The 19,246-nt window shown below is 70.1% G+C and carries 16 protein-coding genes; 15 read left to right on the forward strand and 1 reads right to left on the reverse strand.

Features of this window, described 5'->3' with window-relative positions:
• Positions 1-165: 165 nt before the first annotated feature.
• The 15 genes from ACZ58V_RS17075 to ACZ58V_RS17145 all read left to right on the forward strand — a co-directional run bounded on the left by ACZ58V_RS17075 (position 166) and on the right by ACZ58V_RS17145 (position 17,222).
• Positions 166-1,095 (forward strand): ABC transporter ATP-binding protein, encoded by a 930-nt coding sequence (locus tag ACZ58V_RS17075; RefSeq protein WP_471290610.1) that lies wholly within the window; start codon positions 166-168, stop codon positions 1,093-1,095.
• On the forward strand, positions 1,092-1,862 hold the full coding sequence (locus ACZ58V_RS17080) for an MlaE family ABC transporter permease (RefSeq protein WP_010036858.1): 771 nt from the start codon (positions 1,092-1,094) through the stop codon (positions 1,860-1,862). The genes ACZ58V_RS17075 and ACZ58V_RS17080 overlap by 4 nt, the downstream gene beginning before the upstream one ends.
• Before the next feature lie 3 nt (positions 1,863-1,865).
• Positions 1,866-2,669, forward strand: a complete 804-nt coding sequence (locus tag ACZ58V_RS17085) for an MlaE family ABC transporter permease (protein ID WP_328338145.1) — start codon at positions 1,866-1,868, stop codon at positions 2,667-2,669.
• Between the two features lie 8 nt (positions 2,670-2,677).
• Positions 2,678-3,919, forward strand: a complete 1,242-nt coding sequence (locus ACZ58V_RS17090; RefSeq protein ID WP_471290611.1) for an MCE family protein — start codon at positions 2,678-2,680, stop codon at positions 3,917-3,919.
• A complete protein-coding gene (locus tag ACZ58V_RS17095; RefSeq protein WP_471290612.1) occupies positions 3,916-4,953 on the forward strand; it encodes an MCE family protein in 1,038 nt (345 codons plus the stop codon). Before ACZ58V_RS17090 ends, ACZ58V_RS17095 begins: the two co-directional genes overlap by 4 nt.
• Entirely contained in the window at positions 4,950-6,116 is a 1,167-nt protein-coding gene (locus ACZ58V_RS17100) for an MCE family protein (RefSeq protein ID WP_471290613.1), read from the forward strand. Before ACZ58V_RS17095 ends, ACZ58V_RS17100 begins: the two co-directional genes overlap by 4 nt.
• Complete coding sequence (locus ACZ58V_RS17105) at positions 6,113-7,228, forward strand: MCE family protein (protein WP_471290614.1); 1,116 nt, start codon at positions 6,113-6,115, stop codon at positions 7,226-7,228. The genes ACZ58V_RS17100 and ACZ58V_RS17105 overlap by 4 nt, the downstream gene beginning before the upstream one ends.
• Positions 7,225-8,535: an MCE family protein gene (locus ACZ58V_RS17110; protein WP_471290615.1), complete on the forward strand. Its 1,311-nt coding sequence runs from the start codon at positions 7,225-7,227 to the stop codon at positions 8,533-8,535. Before ACZ58V_RS17105 ends, ACZ58V_RS17110 begins: the two co-directional genes overlap by 4 nt.
• Positions 8,532-9,809 carry an MCE family protein gene (locus ACZ58V_RS17115; protein WP_471290616.1) on the forward strand — a complete coding sequence of 426 codons (1,278 nt, stop codon included), beginning with the start codon at positions 8,532-8,534 and terminating at the stop codon, positions 9,807-9,809. The genes ACZ58V_RS17110 and ACZ58V_RS17115 overlap by 4 nt, the downstream gene beginning before the upstream one ends.
• The gene (locus ACZ58V_RS17120; protein WP_471290712.1) at positions 9,806-10,294 is read left to right on the forward strand and encodes a hypothetical protein; all 489 of its coding nucleotides are present in this window, start codon (positions 9,806-9,808) and stop codon (positions 10,292-10,294) included. The genes ACZ58V_RS17115 and ACZ58V_RS17120 overlap by 4 nt, the downstream gene beginning before the upstream one ends.
• A gap of 48 nt (positions 10,295-10,342) precedes the next feature.
• On the forward strand, positions 10,343-11,131 hold the full coding sequence (locus ACZ58V_RS17125; RefSeq protein ID WP_471290617.1) for a hypothetical protein: 789 nt from the start codon (positions 10,343-10,345) through the stop codon (positions 11,129-11,131).
• 229 nt (positions 11,132-11,360) lie between these two features.
• The gene (locus ACZ58V_RS17130) at positions 11,361-13,658 is read left to right on the forward strand and encodes a dynamin family protein (RefSeq protein WP_471290618.1); all 2,298 of its coding nucleotides are present in this window, start codon (positions 11,361-11,363) and stop codon (positions 13,656-13,658) included.
• A gap of 61 nt (positions 13,659-13,719) precedes the next feature.
• Positions 13,720-15,036, forward strand: coding sequence for a P-loop NTPase family protein (locus ACZ58V_RS17135; RefSeq protein WP_471290619.1), 1,317 nt, complete (start codon positions 13,720-13,722; stop codon positions 15,034-15,036).
• A gap of 6 nt (positions 15,037-15,042) precedes the next feature.
• A complete protein-coding gene (locus ACZ58V_RS17140; RefSeq protein WP_468190818.1) occupies positions 15,043-16,128 on the forward strand; it encodes a hypothetical protein in 1,086 nt (361 codons plus the stop codon).
• A complete protein-coding gene (locus ACZ58V_RS17145) occupies positions 16,125-17,222 on the forward strand; it encodes a patatin-like phospholipase family protein (protein WP_471290620.1) in 1,098 nt (365 codons plus the stop codon). The genes ACZ58V_RS17140 and ACZ58V_RS17145 overlap by 4 nt, the downstream gene beginning before the upstream one ends.
• Before the next feature lie 28 nt (positions 17,223-17,250).
• Here the strand turns inward: ACZ58V_RS17145 and ACZ58V_RS17150 are convergent, their stop codons facing one another.
• Positions 17,251-19,245: an acetoacetate--CoA ligase gene (locus ACZ58V_RS17150; protein ID WP_471290621.1), complete on the reverse strand. Its 1,995-nt coding sequence runs from the start codon at positions 19,243-19,245 to the stop codon at positions 17,251-17,253.
• Position 19,246 lies beyond the last annotated feature (1 nt).

Here is a 19,246-nt window from a genome sequence, read left to right on the forward strand (position 1 = left end):
CGGAATCCCGCCCGGAAACCCGTCCGGAAACCCGCCCGGAAACCCGTCCGGAAACCCGCTCGAAAAAAATCCGCCCCCCGAGCGACGGACCCCCCGCCCCTCCCCGTAGAGCAGATGTCAGAGCTGCTCCAGGAGCACTGCTCCACGGGCTGAAGGGTGGACCGGATGGGTGTCGAGATCTGTGTGGAAGGGCTGACCAAGTCCTTCGGTCACCAGGTCATCTGGCAGGACGTCTCGCTGACGCTGCCCGCCGGGGAGGTCTCGGTCATGCTCGGCCCCTCGGGCACGGGCAAGTCGGTGTTCCTCAAGACGCTCGTCGGACTGCTGAAGCCGGAGCGCGGCTCGATCACGATCCAGGGCCGGGACATCACCAAGCTCCGAGAGCACGACCTGTACGAGGTGCGCAAGCTCTTCGGCGTGCTGTTCCAGGACGGCGCGCTGTTCGGCTCGATGAACCTGTACGACAACATCGCCTTCCCGCTGCGCGAGCACACCCGTAAGTCCGAGAGCGAGATCCGGCGCATCGTGCTGGAGAAGATGGACATGGTCGGGCTGATCGGGGCGGAAGGGAAGCTGCCCGGTGAGATCTCCGGCGGGATGCGCAAGCGCGCCGGGCTGGCCCGGGCGCTCGTCCTCGACCCGGAGATCATCCTCTTCGACGAACCCGACTCGGGCCTCGACCCGGTGCGCGTGGCCTACCTCAACCAGCTCATCGTCGACCTCAACGCCCAGATCGACGCGACCTTCCTCATCGTTACGCACGACATCGCCTCGGCCCGCCAGGTGCCGGACAACATCGGGCTGCTGTTCCGCCGCGAGCTGGTGATGTTCGGGCCGCGCGAAGAGCTGCTGGCCAGCGACGAGCCCGTCGTACGGCAGTTCCTGAACGGCCGGATGCAGGGCCCGATCGGCATGGCGGAGGAGAAGGACGCGGCGCAGGTAGAGCAGGAGCTCGCGCAGATCGACGACAGCGGGCGCGTTCAGGAGCCGGCTCCCCGCCTGCTGCCGGGGCCGGATATCGCCCGGCCACCCCGCTGGGAGGCGATCGCCCGGCGTGAGGCCGCGCTGCACCAGAAGGAGGTGGCCGGCGCGTGAGCCTGTCACCGGTCGGGGCGCTGCGGCACTCGGGCAGCCTCTTCGCGATGGCACTGGACGTCGTCCGCACGATCCCCCGACGGCCCTTCCAGGCACGGGAGTTCATCCAGCAGACGTGGTTCGTCGCGAGCGTCACCATCCTGCCGACGGCCCTGGTCTCCATCCCGTTCGGGGCGGTCATCGCGCTCCAGATCGGCAGCCTGACCCGGCAGCTCGGCGCCCAGTCCTTCTCCGGGGCCGCCTCCGTGCTCGCCGTGCTGCGCGAGGCTTCGCCGATCGTCACCGCGCTGCTGATCGCGGGCGCCGGCGGCACGGCGATCTGCGCCGACCTCGGGGCGCGGAAGATCCGCGACGAGATCGACGCGATGCAGGTGCTGGGCATCGACCCCATCCACCGCCTCGTCGTCCCCCGCGTGCTGGCGTCGATGCTGGTGGCGGTGCTGCTCAACGGCCTGGTGTCGGTGGTCGGCGTCGCGGGCGGCTACTTCTTCAACGTCGTCCTTCAGAACGGCACTCCGGGCGCCTACCTGGCCTCCTTCACCACCCTCGCCCAGCTCTCCGACCTGTGGGCGGCCGAGGTCAAGGCGCTGGTGTTCGGCGCGATCGCCGGGATCGTCGCCTCCTACAAGGGGCTGACCGCGAAGGGCGGACCCAAGGGAGTGGGCGACGCGGTGAACCAGTCGGTGGTGATCACCTTCATGTTGCTGTTCGTGACGAACTTCGTGATGACCGCCGTGTACTTCCAAGTCGTTCCCCAGAGGGGCTGAGGCATGGCGCTGTTGAAAGGCCTGGAGGAGCTGGGTGCCCAGCTGTCCTTCTACGGGCGGTCACTGGCCTGGACCGGCCGCACCCTGCGCCGCTACAAGAAGGAGATCCTGCGGCTGCTCGCCGAGGTGAGCTTCGGCCGGGGCGCGCTCGCCGTCGTGGGCGGCACGGTAGGGGTGATCGCCTTCCTGTCGTTCTTCACCGGCACGGAAGTGGGGTTGCAGGGGTACGCCGCGCTCAACCAGCTCGGCACCTCCAACTTCGTGGCGTTCCTCTCGGCGTACTTCAACACCCGTGAGATCGCCCCGCTGGTGGCCGGGCTCGCGCTCTCGGCGACCGTCGGCGCCGGGTTCACCGCCCAGCTCGGCGCGATGCGGATCAGCGAGGAGACCGACGCGCTGGAGGTCATGGGCGTGCCCTCGCTGCCGTTCCTCGTGACGACGCGGATGATCGCCGGGTTCGTGGCCGTCATCCCGCTGTACGTGATCGGCCTGCTGTCCTCGTACCTGGCCGCCCGCACCATCACCACCGGGTACTACGGGCAGTCCACGGGCACCTACGACCACTACTTCCAGCAGTACCTGCCCCCGGTGGACGTCCTGTGGTCCTTCGGGAAGGTGCTGGTCTTCGCCGTCCTGATCATCCTGGTGCACTGCTTCTACGGCTACTACGCGAGCGGCGGCCCGGCTGGCGTCGGCGTCGCCGTCGGCCGTGCGGTGCGGACCTCGATCGTGGCGATCAACGTCCTGGACTTCTTCCTGTCGCTGGCGATCTGGGGCGCCAGCACGACCGTACGGATCGCGGGGTGAGCCGCCGTATGAGGGTGCTGAGACTGCGGTTGTACGGCGTCGTCTTCATCGCCGTGCTCGCGCTGCTGCTGTCCCTGTCCGTCGCCGTCTACCGGCAGGCGTTCACGCCGGTCGTGCGGATCACGCTGGAGGCCGACAGCCTCGGCAACCAGCTCGATCCGCGCGCCGACGTCAAGCTGCGCGGGCTGCTGGTCGGCGAGGTGCGGGAGGTGCGGGCCGACGGGACGAAGGCGACGCTCGGCATCGCGCTCAAGCCGGAGCACGTCGCCCACATCCCGTCCGACGTGCACGCGCGCCTGCTGCCCAAGACGCTGTTCGGCGAGAAGTACGTCGACCTGGTCCCGCCCGAGCGCTCCTCGGCCCGGCCCATCCGTGCCGGTGACGTCATCACCCAGGACCGCACCCGCGTCGGCATCGAGGTCCAGCAGCTGATGAACGACCTGCTGCCCCTGCTCCGGACGGTCCAGCCCGGCAAGCTCAACGCCACGCTCTCCGCGTTCGCCACCGCCCTTGACGGACGCGGCGACCGGATCGGCGACAACCTCACGCGAGTGGAGGCCTACCTGCGCCGCCTCAATCCCCACCTGCCGTCCCTGAAAGAGGACATCGCCCGCTTCGCCGACGTCGCCGAGGTCTACGGCGACGCGGCGCCCGACCTGATGGAGATCCTGCGCAACACCGTCACCACCAGCCGCACGATCGTCGAGGAGAAGGACCGGCTGGCCGCAGCGCTGAAGAGCACGGCCACCGTCGCGGGCACCGCCGAGGACTTCCTCGACGCCGACGGCGACCGGCTGATCACCCTCGGCCGGGTCTCCCGCCCCACGCTGGAGCTGTTCGCCCGCTACTCACCCCAGTACCCCTGTCTGCTGGCCGGCCTGGTCCGGCAGGAGAAGGCGTCCGAGGAGGCGTTCAAGGGCGGAAAGATGCACATCACGCTGGAGGTCGTGCGGCCGCAGGGCGCGTACGAACCGGGTGAGGAACCGCGCTACGGCGAGCGGTCGGGCCCGAACTGCCGTGATCTGCCGCACCCTCCGGTACCGGCGCCCGGCGCCCACCTCAACGACGGTTCCAAGGAGGCGGGTTCGACGTCGGGCGGTCCGCTCGGCGCCTCCGCCACCCGGGCAGAGCAGCGGGCCGTCGGCTCGCTCGTGGCGCCGGTACTGGGCGTGCCCGCGGACGAGGTGCCGCCGGTCGCGACCCTGCTGTTCGGGCCGATGGCGCGCGGGACGGCGGTGAGCGTCGCATGAGCACCACAGGAGCCCGGCAGACCGCCGCCCCGCTGATCAAGTTCAGTCTCTTCGCGCTGGTGACGGTGGTGGCGACGGCCCTGCTGGCCGCCACCATCGTGAACATCTCCTTCACCCCCGCGCACGAGTACCGCGCGGTCTTCAGCGACGTCACCGGCCTGGAGGAGGGCGACGACATCCGGGTGGCCGGAGTGCGGGTCGGCGAGGTCGAGGGCATCCGGATCAAGGACCGGACGCTGGCCGAGGTCACCTTCACGGCCAGCCAGGACCGGCCGCTGCTCACCAGCACGGGCGCCGTCATCCGCTACCGCAACCTGGTCGGGCAGCGGTACGTCGCGCTGACCGAGGGCGTCGGCGACGGCACCCGGCTGCGCCCCGGCGGCACCATCCCGCTCGCGCGCACCCAGCCCGCCCTCGACCTGAACGCACTGCTGAACGGCTTCAAGCCGCTGTTCGCCGCGCTCAGCCCGAAAGACGTCAACCAGCTCGCCACCGAGATCATCAAGACCCTCCAGGGCGAGGGCGGCACCGTCAACAGCCTGCTGACGCACACGGCGTCGCTCACCACGACGCTGGCCGGCCGCGACAAGCTGATCGGCTCGGTGATCGACAACCTCAACACCGTGCTGAAGACGCTCGACAAGCGCGGCGCCCGCTTCTCCGGACTGCTCAAGCAGCTGCGCCGGGTCATCTCGGGCCTGTCCGCCGACCGCAAGCCCATCGGGAAGTCGCTGGTGAGCATCGGCGATCTGACGGAGGCCACCTCGGGCCTGCTGAAGGACGCGCGTCCGCCGCTGAAGGACGACATCGCGGAACTGACCGACCTCACCGGGACGCTGAACGACAACGAGAAGACCGTGGAGGGCGTGCTGAAGAGGCTGCCGAACAAGCTCAACGAGCTGACGGGGACGGCGTCCTACGGCTCCTGGTTCAACTTCTACCTGTGCGACTTCGACGGCCGGATCGTGCTGCCGAAGACGAAGCAGGTGCTCACGCCCGAGATGCACGTGGCGAGGGCGAGGTGTGGGGCATGAGCCGCAAGCGCCGCCCGGAGCCGCTGGTCAAGGTGCGGGTGGAACCGCCGAAGCTGCCTCGCGTGCGACTGCCGAAGGTGCGGCTCCTGCCGCGCCGCAAGCCGCGTCCGCAGCCGCTGATCAAGGTCCGTGTCGAGCCGCCGAAGCTGCCGAGGATACGGCTCCGCCGTCCGCGCCTCGGCCCCTTCCGCGAGCGGAACCCGATCGTCATCGGCGCGGTCGGACTCACCGTCCTCGCGCTGCTGACCGCGGCCGCGTTCAACGCCGACCGCCTGCCGGTGATCGGCGACGGCGAGACGTACAGCGCCGCCTTCGCGGAGGCGGGCGGTCTCAAACCGGGCGACGAGGTGCGGATCGCCGGGGTCAAGGTCGGCAAGGTCGAGGAGGTCGACCTGGACGGCGACCACGTCAAGGTCACCTTCAAGATCAAGGGCGAGCCGGGGTTCGGCACCGGGACCGGCGCGTCGATCCGGGTCAAGACGATCCTCGGCGCCAAGTACCTCGCCCTGCACCCCAAGGGGCGGGGCCGGTTGGAGCCCGGCAGCGAGATCCCGCTGCGGCGGACCGTCCCCGCGTACGACGTCGTGCAGGCGTTCAGCGATCTCACCACCACCACGGAGAAGGTCGACACCGACCGGCTGGCGAAGGCGCTGGACACCGTCTCGACGACCTTCGAGGACTCACCGGAAGAGGTACGGGCGTCCATCAAGGGCCTGTCGAAGATCTCCCGGACGGTGGCCTCGCGCGACAAGGCCCTCAGGGAGCTCCTCGACCACGCGAACGGCGTGACGGGTGTACTCGCCGACCGGTCGGGCGACTTCACCGCCCTGGTCGAGGACGGCGACAAGCTGTTCAAGGAGATCAGCAAGCGGCGTGCGGCGATCCACAAGCTCCTGAAGACCTCGGCCGCGCTCGGCATCCAGCTCTCCGGCCTGGTCCAGGACAACGAGAAGGAGATCGGGCCCGCGCTCAAGGGCCTCAACACCGTGGTGAAGATGCTCGAACGCAACCAATCAAGCCTGGACCGGAGCATCAAGCTCCTGGCCCCTTACGTGCGGGTCTTCACCAACACCCTCGGCAACGGCCGCTGGTTCGACTCCTACGTCCAGAACCTGGTCGCCGCCCCGGTGGTGCCGCGGACGCGGACGGGAGGCGCGCAGTGAGCAACCGTTGGAAGAAGGGCGCGGCCCTGCTGACCGCCCTGGCCCTGGTCGCCGCGCTCACCTACGTCCTGTGGCCGGGGACCGAGCCGGCCCGCGTCACGGCGTACTTCCCCCGCACCGTCGGCATCTACCCCGGCTCGGACGTCCGCGTGCTGGGCGTGCGGATCGGCGAGGTCAAGAAGATCACGCCGGAGGGCGGCCGGGTGCGGGTGGAGCTGGAGTACGACGCGGACCGCAAGGTCCCGGCGGACGCGCAGGCCGCGATCATCAACTCGTCGGTGGTCAGCGACCGTTACGTGCAGCTGCTGCCGGTGTACCGGAGCGGTCCGGTACTGCGGGACGGGGACGAGATCCCCCAGTCGCGCACGGCCGTACCGGTCGAACTGGACCGCGTCTTCGACAGCCTGCACACCACGGCCGAGGCGCTCGGCCCCGAGGGCGCCAACAAGGACGGCGCCCTGTCACGGCTGCTCGGCGTCAGCGCCGACAACCTCGACGGCCAGGGCGGGAACCTCCACCGGACGGTCGAGGACCTCTCGGAGGCCGTCACGACTCTCTCCGACGGCCGCACGGACATGTTCGGCACGGTCCGCAACCTCCAGGTGTTCACGGCGGCGCTGGCGGCAGACGACAAGAGCGTGCGGTCCTTCAACAGCAGCCTCGCCAAGGTCGCCAAGCAACTCGCGGGCGAACGCAAGGACCTGGCGGCGGCGTTGAAACACCTCGGCACGGCGCTCGGTGACGTGTCCGCCTTCGTGAAGAAGAACAAGAAGTCGCTGACGTCGAACGTGGAGGGCCTGAGCAAGGTGACCAAGGTGCTCGTCACCCAACGGGCGGCGCTGGAGGAGCTGCTGGAGGTCGCGCCCACGGGCATGTCGAACCTGAACAACGCCTACAACCCCTCCGCGGGCACCCTCGACACCCGCAACAACCCCGACCATCCGCAGGATCCGGCCTCCCTGCTGTGCTCGATCCTGAAGACGACCGGGGAGAAGTCCGACTGCAAGGACCTGAGGGAGCTCTTCGACTCCCTGCCCGAAGTGCCCAAGGGCACCGCGGTCACCGGCACGGTCGACCGCACCCTCGGCGGAATCCTGGGGGCGAGCGCATGAGGCCACTGCGCAAGGTCGAGGCCGTCGCATGGGCGGCCGTAGGGACGTTGTTCCTGTCCGGCTGCGAGGTCAACGGCTGGTACGACGTCCCGCTCCCCGGCGGAGCCGCCGCCGACGGCCACGCCTACCACGTCACCGTCGAGTTCCGCGACGTCCTCGACCTGGTTCCGCAGTCGGCGGTCAAGGTCGACAACGTCACGGTGGGCGCGGTGGAGAAGGTGGAGCTGGAGGACTGGCACGCGAGGGTCCGCCTCCGGGTCGCGGACTCGGTGAAGCTGCCGGCCAACGCCATCGCCGAGCTGCGGCAGACCAGCATGCTCGGCGAGAAGTACGTGGCGCTGTCCAGGCCGCTGGAAGGCACGCCGGCCGGCCGGCTCCGCGACGGTGATGTGATCCCCCTGTCCCGCAGCGGCCGCAACCCGGAGGTCGAGGAGGTGCTGTCCGCGCTGTCCGCCCTGCTCAACGGCGGCGGCGTGGCCCAGCTCAAGACGATCACCACCGAGTTGAACAAGGCCTTGGAGGGCCGGGAGAACCGGGTCAAGTCCCTGCTCAAGGAACTCGACACCTTCATCGGCGGCCTGGACGACCAGCGCCAGGACATCGTCCGCGCGCTCAAGGCCGTGGACCGGCTGGCCGAACGGCTGGGCAAGGAGAAGAGGACGATCGCCGAGGCCGTCGACGCGATGCCGCCCGCCCTCAAGGTCCTGGCCGACCAGCGCCGTGACCTGACCAAGATGCTCACCGCCCTGTCCAAGCTGGGCAAGACCGGCACCAAGGTGGTCAACGCCTCGCACGACGACACGGTCGCCAACCTCAAGCGGCTGCGGCCGATCCTGCGACAGCTCAACAAGGCGGGCAGCGACCTGCCCAACTCCCTCGAGCTGCTGACGACGTACCCGTTCCCGCGCAACGTGGTGGACGCCATCAAGGGCGACTACGTCAACCTGCACATCACGGCGGACCTCGATCTGGCTGGGATCTACGGCAACCTGACGGACGAGCCGGGCGGCGGGAACGGCGGGGACACCGGGCCCGGGCTTCCCGAGACCCCGGACCTTCCTGATGTACCGGACCTCCCGGACGCGCCGGACCTCCCGGACGTGCCGCGCGTGCCGAAGCCCACCGCGCTGCCGAGCGGTCCGAGCGTGCCGTCGTCCCCGTCGGCCCCCGACGACGGCGGCGACCCGCTGTGCCCGCCGGTGTGCACCGCCGGCTACGGCTCCCACGGCTACCGCACCGGGGGCGACTGGCCCGAGGGGATCGACCTCGAACTCGCCGAGCTGATGCTGAAGGGAGTCCGGCCGTGATCACCCGTACGGTCAAGGCGCAACTGATCGCCTTCGCCACCCTCACCGCCGTGGGTGTGTCGTACGTCGGCGCCGAGTACACGGGCCTGGTGGACGAGGTCCTGGACCGCGGTTACACCGTGCGGGCCGATTTCGCCGCCTCCGGGGGCGTCTTCCCCGGTGCCGAGGTCACGTATCGCGGGGTGCCGGTGGGCAAGGTCGGCGCACTGCGCCTGGCCGGCCCGGACGGGGTCTCGGTCACACTCGACATCGAGGACGGGGCGCCGCGCATCCCGGAAGACACGCTGGCCGTGGTGGCGAACCGTTCGGCGGTGGGGGAGCAGTACGTCGACCTTCAGCCCCGCACCTCCCACGGCCCGTACCTGCTGAACGGCAGCACGATCCCGCGCGAGAGCACGCGGGTGCCGCTGTCGACGACGGACATGGTCCTCAGCCTGGACCGCCTGGTGAACTCGGTCGGCAAGGACGACCTACAGGTCACGGTCGACGAGTTGGGCAAGGCTTTCGCCGGCACCGGCCCGAACCTGAGCCGCCTGGTGGACTCGGGCAACACCCTGGTCGGGTCGGCGTCCGAGGCACTGCCGGAGACGATCGCCCTGATCGAGGACTCACGGAAGGTCCTGAAGACGCAGGCCGACCAGGGCTCGTCGATCAAGTCCTTCGCGCGCGATCTGGCGGCGCTCTCGGCCCAGTTGAAGGCGAGCGACGGGGACCTGCGCAAGCTGATCGGCAACGCGCGGCCGGCGGCGCAGGAGCTGAACTCGCTGCTGAAGTCGGCCGGGCCGGAGCTGTCGGTCCTGCTGGCCAACCTGATCAGCGGCGGCCAGGTCACGCTGGCCCGCCTCCCCGGCGTGGAACAGGCCCTGGTCACCTTCCCGCTGATGGTCGCGGGCAGTTACACGGTCGTCCCGGGCGACGGCACCACCCACTTCGGCTTGGTGCTGAACGCCGACGACCCGCCGGCCTGCACCCAGGGCTACGGCACGGCACGCCGCGACCCCGCGGACACCAGCACCCGCGAGGCGAACACCGACGCCCGCTGCACGCTCCCGCGCGGCAGCCAGTCGTCGGTGCGGGGCGCTCAGAACGCCCCAGGCGCGTCGACCACCGGCGGCGGCGCGAACCAGGCGACCTACGTCACCCCGTACGACCCGGAGACCGGCACCACCACCGGCCCGGACGGAAAGAACGTCGAGATCGGCTCGACGGGCGGCCAGCAGGCCGTGTTCGGAAAGGAGTCGTGGCAATGGCTGCTCGTCGGCCCCATGGCATGAAGAGGGTGCGACCCGGAGTGCTGACGGCGGGACTCGTCGCGGCGACCGTCCTCACCACCGCACTGGCACTCTGGCTGGCCCTCGGCCTCTACGAACAGCGCGAGGCGGACCAGCGACACCAGGGCATCCTGGCCGCGGCACGCCAGTCGGCGCTGAACTTCACCTCCCTCGACTACCGGCACTACGACCGCGACAGCGCGAACGTACTGGCGGGCGCGACCGGCGACTTCAAGAAGCAGTTCACCGCACAGACGGAGCAGTTGACGCAGCTGGTGGCCCAGAACAAGTCCGTGTCGGAAGGCCAGGTCCTGGAGGCGGGCATCGTCCGCTCCGACGAGGACTCGGCCCGTGTGCTGGTGGTCGCCGACAGCAAGGTGACCAACACCGCCGCGCCCGAAGGTGAGGCGCGCACGTACCGGCTCCAGCTCGACCTCGTACACAAGGACGGCCGCTGGCTGACGTCCGACGTCGAGTTCGTCGGCTGATCCACGGGCCGATCCGCCGACCGACAAGCACCGACGAGGAGTACCACCATGCCGAAGACGACCACCGGCCGCGCACCCGGTCCCGGCACCCGCCGCACCATGACGGCGGCCGCCCGCGCGGCGGCGAAGCGCGCGGAGCGCGGCCACCGCGCAGCGGGCGCGGCGACGGCCACGTCCGGCGACGAGGAGACCCCGCGCCGGGACGAGCGGCCACTCGCCGGACGTACCGTCCTCGTCGAGGCCCCGAAGGACGGCTGGGACGACCCGCCGGAGCCGTCCCCGGAGTCGTTCGAGGAGGACGGGCCGCAAGAGGGGAGCGAGCGCGGCCCCGACGGCCGTAGGAGGCTGCTCACCTCGGTCCTGGCCGTCCTGCTCGTCGCCGTCCTGGTCGCGCTCGCCGCCCTGGGATGGCAGTACCGCGACGGCCGCCTGACGGAGACCGCCCGGACCGAGGCGCTCGCGGCCGCGCGGAAAGCGGCGCCGATCGTCCTGTCGTACGACTACCGCCACCTGGACAAGGACTTCTCGACGGCCCGCGCCCACCTGACCGGCGACTTCCGCGACGAGTACGGCAAGACCACGAAGACCGTGGTCGCCCCCACGGCCGAGAAGTACCGCGGCGTGGTGAAGGCCACGGTCGCCGCCCCCGGCTCCGGCACCGCCCCGGCCGCCTCCGTCGTCTCGGCCTCTCCCGACAAGGTCGTGGTCCTGCTCTTCGTCAACCAGGTCACCGAGAGCACCCAGGTCTCGGGGTCCCGCGTGGACCTGAACCGGGTGCGGATGACGATGGAGCGCACGGGCGACGGCTGGAAGGTGAGCGCGGTGGACGCGTTGTGAAGGCCGCTCCGACACCTCAGCGGCGGGCAGAGGCCGTACCGACGCCAGTGCGAGATCCGCGGATCCACTGTCAACTTCCGGCCAGGCAGGCTACTTTGAGTACGCATGACCGTCATATTCGGACGTGTCGGTGTATGCAGCGCAGCTCGTCAGTACGTCTCTGCCGTGGGGGGCCATGTCGGACCAGAACGCTTTCGAGTCGAACACATCGGGTGGGACCGACGGGCAGGTGGGAAACGCACGCGCCGCTGACGCGATCGAACTGATCGAGCAGGTTCTGGACCTGCTGTCGCGGGCGAGGGAACTGGAGCTCGCGTGGAGCGATCACCCTGAGGGCGAGGCGGGCGCGATCGACGTCGTCAGGCGGGAGCTGGAAGCCGTCCGCGGCGGGGAGCTCCGGATGTCGGTGGTCGCGCCGATGAAGGCCGGGAAGTCCACGTTGATCAACTCCGTCGTCGGCTATGAACTGCTGCCCGCCCGGGCGGCGGCCATGACCACCCTGCCGACCCGCATCGTGTTGGACCAGCGCGTGCACGAGGCCCAGCTGACGGACCACGACAACGACCACTTCGCCCCCGTCCTGGAACTTCGCGAGGAGGACGCGGCGCAGTTCAACCTGCTGGTCAAGGCGCTTCGCGCACATGTCTCCAAGCCGGTGGCCGGAGGCCTCCTCAAGCAGTACCCGCACCTCGCGACCCTGGTCAACGACATCCTGTCCGACAGGGTCGAGGACATCGGAGTGCGCTATGAGGGCAGAGCAGCCGTACAGAACTGCCTGACGCTGCTCAACGACCTCGTGCGCCTCGCGGGCCGGGTGATGCCGGACGGCTGGAAGGCGGACCTCGCGGACGTCCCCGTGGTGCGTACGCCGTACTGGTCCGTCACGTCCCAGGAGGCCGAAGGTCCGGGGCGCCTGGTCATCGTGGACACCCCGGGCCCGGACGAGCACGACCTCGCGGACATGCTGACGGCGGTGGTCCGCAGGCAGCTCAGCGAGAGTCACATCGTGCTGGTCGTGCTCGACTACACCAAGATGGGCGGGAAATCGGACGCACAGATCCGGGACCTGATGGAGCCCCTGCTCAGCGTGGTCGGGACGGAGAAGCTCTTCGCAGTGGTCAACAAGATCGACCAGAAGCGTCGTGAGACGGATCTGGACGACGAGGGCATCGTGCGTTCGGCCTGTGCCAACCTCGGGCTGACCGATGCCCGGGCCTCCAGCCGTGTCTTCACGGTGTCGGCCGAGTGGGCCCTGGCGTCGGTGCAGGTGCTGGCGGCGTTGGCGCGATCCGACGACGCGCCCGTGGCGGACGGCAGCGCCGCACGGCTGGCCCGGCTTCTCTACCCCGTGGACTGGCAGGACCAGTTGGAGGACATGAGCCCCGGCCGACTGCGCAAGAGCACCAAACGAGCGCTGGAGTTCAGCCGTATCAACCAGTTCCTCGTCTCCGTGGTCGCCTGGCTGCGCATGCGCGTGCTGCGGTTGGCCGTTGACGCCGCGCTGGACAAGACCGCGGCCGAACTTTCCGATCTGCAGACCGCGACACTGGCACGACGCGATCTCATCGGACGCGAATCGGAGGACCTGGCGGCAGCGGCTCGACAGATCTCCGCCGATCTCGACGCCATCGCGGGCTTCCGCAGCCAGGTGAGCTCCCCGTCGAAGCTGGCCGGCGAGCTCGCGGGCCAGCTGAGCAAGCGCGAGCTCAAGCAGGCCGAGGCCGAGGGCGAAGAGGTCGTGGAGGACTTCCGCGACACCCACTCCCATTCCTGGGGCCGCAACCCCATGGCGATGCTCACCGGCATCTTCAGACGAGGTGACGGAGCCTTCGAGTTCGCCACCCAGGAGGCCGCGGAGGACTTCGTCCACACCGAGACCTTCCGGGCCCGGCAAAGGCTCGACGCCATCCTCGAACAGGCCCGGACGCACATCGAGTCACGCGTGGGCGCGTCGGCCGAGGAACAGGTCCGTCGCCAGAGCGAGCGGGTCCGGCCGGTGGTCGTACGGGCCGCGGACCGGATGAAGGACGAGTTCGACGTCACCTTCAGCATCCCCGCATGGGAACTGGGCAGGGCGAACGTCGCGGAACTGCCGACCGAGCTCCAGACGGAGACCAAGGCCACGAGCCGCAAGGTCGAACGCGAGTATCACCAGCGCTCCTGGCGACGCCTGTGGCTGTGGAAGAGCACGTACGCCAAGACCGAGACGGAGATCACCGAGGAGCGGACCTACCTGGTGCGGCCCGATGCCATGGCGACCGGCCTGCAGGGCTCGTTCGAGGAGCGGCTGAAAGAGATCCATGCCGCCCTGGGCGGCCATGTCCGGGAGATGATCACACAGCAGGTGTCCCAGTACTACGACCAAGTCGAGGCATTCCTCCAGCGGTACCGGCACATCTTGCAGCAGTCCGCCGAGGACAACCAGCTCCAGGAAATGCGCCAGGTGGAACTGCGGGAGTCCTTGACCGACTTCCTGGACGCCACGCGGGCACTGCACAGTGAAGTGCGCCATCTACGTGGTGTCTGAGACGGCGAACCCGCGGGCCGTACGTCCCCGGGTGATGCCGCTGCCTCACGAACTGTGCTGGATGCTCAGCAGTCTCCACACGGCCGCCACCAAGGTGCTGGCGTCGGCCGGCGCGGCCGGTGCCACGAGTCCTGCCGGTACGCCGGACCGCCTCCGGCCCCTGCTGCCCGAACTGTCGGAGGCGCCTTCCGGACGCCTTGACTACCGGATCGCGGTGGTCGCCCCGATGAAGGCGGGCAAGTCCACGCTCATCAACGCGGTCCTGGGCCGGGAGCTGCTCCCGTCGCGCGGCCCTGCCATGACGGTGCTGCCCACCTGTGTGGTGCCGGTCGCCGCGGAGAGCGTCCCGGAGCCGGTCCTCACGGTGCCCGGGTCCACCATCGAGGGCGTCACGGCACTCGCCCACCGGTTGGCCCGGCCCGGGTACCGGCCCGCTGTGGCCACCGCTGTCCGGCGGCACCCGCAACTGGCCGCCGCCGAAGCCCGGTTGTCCGGCACCGGCGTAGCGGGGCCGCCGCACCGCACCGTCGGAACCCGGGCGATCCGCGCGGCCCTGGCGGAGGTGAACGATCTGCTCCGGCTGGCACTGACGGCGCTGGCCCACGAGGACGTCCTGGTGCGGCTCCCCAGCCTGCAGCCGCCCGAAGTGGTGGTCCCCGTGCCCTGGATGGCAACGGATCCGGCAGGAGGATGGCTGGTACTGGTGGACACCCCTGGTCCGGACGAGGAGCTGCCGCCGGGCACGCTGGACCGCTTCGTCAGCCGGGAGATCCACCGAGCACACGAACTGCTGCTGGTCACCGACGCCACACGGCGCGACAACGAGGCCGAGCACACCGTCACCCGCATGGCCACGTCCGTTCAGAAGCCGGTGTTCACCGTCGTGAACCGGGTGGATCTGGCGGACGAACCACGGAACGCGTCCTCAACCCCGCCGCAGTGTTCCGGCGTACGCACAGCCGCCCGCCAGGGCCTGGCAGCGGCATGTGTCCTGTGGCACCCACCGGACGGCGAACGACGGCACGAGGCCTCCGCCGCGGAGCGCGCCTTTCTGCGGACGGCGTTCCCTCTCGACTGGGAGCATCACGCCGACGTGCTGTCCGGAGATGAGATCCGGGATCTGGCCCGACGGCAATGGGAGCAGTCCGGGGTGCCGGCGCTGCTCGACCAGCTGATCACCGTCCGAGCCCGCGACCCCGGTGCGTGGGCACTGGCCAACCTGCTCTCCCGCATCGCCTCGGTCGGCGATCAGGCCGCCGCTGTGTCAGGTCGCCCTTTCGCGCCACGTGACGGGATCACGGTCCTGGCGAGCCGCCGGCAGCAGCTTGTCGAGAGGGCTCGGAGCCTGTACGTCCGTACTCCGATCACGTGGAGGTGATCCGCCGTGTCCGAGGACCTGTACCAACTCGCCCGGGACGTCCCCCTGGTGCCCGACCGGGTGATGCTGGAACTCGCCAACAGTGTGGTGGTCGCCGATGACCTCACCCGTTTCCGGCAGGAACAGGGGGTGATCCGCGGCCTGCTCGCCGGGATCGTGGGGAAGGAACGCCGCCGCGAGCTGCTCACCACGCGTGCCCTCATCGACGGCCAGCAAGCCCTGATCGGCTGGGTGACGGAGCTGTCGGGGCATGTGCAGGTCTCGGACCTGGCCCTGCGCCGGGTCGCGAACTGCCTCGGGGAGACGCGGCGCCGCTCGGAGTCGGACACCGCGCGGTTGTCGGCACGGCTCACCGAACTCGCCGAGGTCGTGGCACGGGTGGCCGAGGTGTGCGAGGACCGGTTCACGCGGATCGAGGACCGGGTGTCGGCGCTGGAGCACCGGCAGGCCTTGACGGAGTTGCGCCTCAGAGCCGACGACAGCTTCGCCGTGTCCACTGGACGCTGGGCCTCCGGGCAGACGTACGCCACGTTCCCGTGGCCTCTCCAGGTGGTGCTCCTGGCCGCGGAGGTCGCCAACGGTCCGGCTGGGCTCTACGGCCATCGGACCGGCGACAAGACCTTCGACGAGCGACTGGTCAACAAGATCATGACCACGCCGCGCCGGGATTCCCCGCAGGGGAGGTTCGTCGTCACCGACCTCCTCGACCAGGCATGTGGCTCTCTGGCCGGGAGTGAGCGCCAGTTGGTGGCGGAGCTGCTGGACAGCGGTCTGGAGACCTCCCTGGTCGCACCCACCGGGGCGCTGGTTTCCGTCATCGGCAGTGCCGTGGAGCTGTGGGCCCTGCCTCAGGGGGCGAGGCCTGCCGCCCCCGCGAAGACGGCGTTGGCGCTCGTGCAGCGGCGCCACGGGATGTGGACCCCCCGTACCAGCAGTGCACGACGCTTCGTCGAGCACGTCGTGGCCGAGCAGACCGCCGCGTCCCGCACGCTGCGTCGGCGGTTCACCCCGACCGGAGAGCAGCGCGGCGAGCCCGGGGGAGGGCACCTCGCAGGACCGGACGCCGCCCCGGCCGGGAGGCTTCTGCCATGACCGGTCTCGACGATCTCGCGGCCGCAGCACGGAGTACGGCGGCGGGCCGGACGGGCGCCGGTCCTGAGCCCAGGAGGGTCGAGCAGCTCCCTCCGGCGCCTCCCGTATCCGGTGCCATCAAGCCCAGAGTCGGTCTGGTTCTGTCCGGTGGCGGCGCCAAGGGCGCCTATCACGTCGGCGTCGTGGAGTGTCTGGCGTCGGCCGGTGTTCACATCGACGCCGTCGCGGGCGCCAGCATCGGCGCGCTGAACGGGGCGGTGCTCGCCTGCGCCGGGAACCTGGAACAGGGAGCGGTGGCCCTGCGCGCGATCTGGGACGAGGTGGCGGCATACAGCGCGGTACCGGAACGGTGCGGCGGGGTCGCGGACGGTCTCGGCGTGCCTGTCGAGGAAACGACCTCGGAACAGCTCAGGCTGCTGCTCCCGCGGTTGACCGGGCAGGTCGTCCGCCCCACGTACCTGGAAGGGCTCGTCGCCACCCATGTCGACCCCGGCCGCCTGGACGGCGGAACGCCGTTGTGGGTATCCGCCTTCCCTGCCCTGGAGGAGCTCGACGTACTTCACGACTGGGGCTGGGTCCTCGACGTCCTCCGCTCCAGACTCGGCACACGCGCGGAATGGCTGCACGTCAACGCGCTGCCGCCGGAGGAACGTCAGCCGGCCGTGCTGGCAAGTGCCGCGCTTCCTGTGATCCTGCCCGCACGGCGGGTGGACGGGCGGCTTTTCAGGGACGGCGGCATCGCGGACAACACTCCGGTAGGAGCGCTCGCCCTCCGTGAAAAGTGCGACATCGTGATCGTGGTCCACCTGACCGACGGCGTGTTGTGGGACGCCCACGACTTTCCCGGCATCGGCGTCATCGAGATCCGGCCGAGCCGGCCCTTGCAGATGCCCGGCCCGCTCGGTGGGACGACCGCCCTCGTCGACTTCTCCCCTTCCCGGCTGCACAGCCTGCGTGATCTGGGCAACCGGGACGCCACGAGCATTCTGGAGGCACTGGGTGCCCAGGTCTCCGCGGTGTGGGGGACACGTGCCGCCGAGCAGTCGATGCTGGACGCCGTCGCCAGGTTGGAGTCCGCTACCGGGACGGACTGAACGACGGCGCTGATGGTCTGTGCCGTTCTCATGCCCCGCTGATCCTCCGCCCGCGGCGTTCCGCTCCCAGCCGGGCGTAATAGTCCACGAGCTCGGGAGCATCCACCGTCGCCCGGTTGACCACCTGCTCGGCGGGCGCCCCCTGGAGAAGGCGTTTGACGGGAACCTCGAGCTTCTTGCCGGTGCGGGTGTGGGGGATGGCCGGTACTTCGAGGATCTCGTCGGGGACATGGCGCGGGGAGGCGCCGGTGCGGATCGCGTTCCTGATCCTCTCGCGGAGGGACTCGTCCAGAGTCGTCCCAGCCGCTGGCACCACGAACAGCGGCATCCAGTAACCCCCGTCCGGTTCCTCCGCTCCGATGACCAGGGCTTCGGTGATCTCCGGGAGGCGTTCGACCACGTCGTGGATGTCGGCGCTGCCCAGGCGTACGCCGTTGCGGTTGAGGGTGCTGTCGGAGCGGCCGTGGACGATCACCGAGCCGTGAGGGGTGACGGTGATCCAGTCGCCGTGGCGCCAGACGCCGGGGTAGGAGGAGAAGTAGGCGTCCTGGTAGCGGGTGCCGTTGGGGTCGTTCCAGAAGTGCAGTGGCATGGAGGGCATGGGGCGGGTGATGACCAGCTCGCCTACCTGGCCGGTGATCGGGAGGCCCGCCTCGTCGTATGCGGCCAGGGCCACGCCCAGGTGGGGTGCGGACAACTCGCCTGCCCACACCGGCGTGGTGGGCGCGCTTCCGGCGAAGCCGGAGACCACGTCCGTGCCGCCGCTGATGGAGGCGAGCAGGACGTCGGCGCCCACGTGGTCGCGGACCCAGGGGTAGGCCGAGGCGGGCAGGGCGGAGCCGGTGCAGCCGACCACGCGGACGGACGACAGGTCGTGGGCCGACGGGTCGATGCCGAACTTGGCCATGCCCAGCAGGTACTGGGGACTGGTGCCGAAGACGGTCACCCGGTGGCGGGCGGCCAGTTCCCAGAGGATGTCGAGCTTGGCGAACGGTGCCGGGCTGCCGTCGTAGGTGCAGGTCGTGGCGCCGGTCAGCAGTGTCGAGGCGACCAGGTTCCACATCATCCAGTGCGTGGTGGTGTACCAGAGGAGGCGATCGCCGGGGCCCAGGTCCGAGTGGAGACCCAGGGTTTTGAGGTGCTCCAGCAGGACGCCGCCGTGGCCGTGGACGATGCCCTTGGGCAGGCCGGTGGTGCCGGAGGAGAAGACGACCCACAGGGGGTGGTCGAACGGCACCGGAGTGCAGACCAGTTCCTCGGTGCGGGTGGACGCGTCCTCCCACGGGACCGCCAGGGTGGGGTGGCCGGTGTCGGGCCAGGGCAGGCCCACGTGGTCGACCAGCACGGTGGCCTTCAACGTCGGGAGTGACCCGGTCAGTTCAGCGGTGGCGTCGCGGCGGTCGTGGGTGGTGCCGTTGAAGAGGTAGCCGTCGGCGGCGATCAGGACCGTGGGTTCGAGCTGGGCGAACCGGTCGGCGGCGGCCTGGGGCGCGTAGTCCTGGCCGCACACCGACCAGACGGCGCCCAGGCTCGCGGCGGCCAGGAACGCGACGATCGCGTGCGGAGTGTTGGGGAGGTAGCCGACGACCCGGTCGCCCCGGCCCACCCCCAGGTCGCGCAGGGTCGCGGCCACGGCGGCGACGTCGGCGCGGAGCCGCTGACCGGTCACCTCGTATCCCGAGCCGGTCTCGTCGAGGGCGATGATCGCCACGTCGTCGTCGGTGAGGTCGCGCAGGGCGTGGTGGGTGTAGTTGAGGGTGGCCCCTGGGAACCAGCGGGCGCCGGGCATGGACTCCTCGGCCAGCACCTGCTCGTACGGGGTGTCCGCCTCGATGTCGAAGTACTCCCACACCGCGCCCCAGAAGCCTTCCAGGTCGGTGACCGACCAGTGGTGCAGGGCGGCGTAGTCGGCGTCGGCCGCCACGCCCCGGTGCCGGGCGGCCGCCCAGCGGGTGAAGTCCACGATGCGGCTGGCCGCCGCGGCCTCCGGATCGGGGGTGAAGAACGGGTCCGGGTGCTTCATC

The organism is Streptomyces sp. NPDC040589, assembly GCF_055594445.1.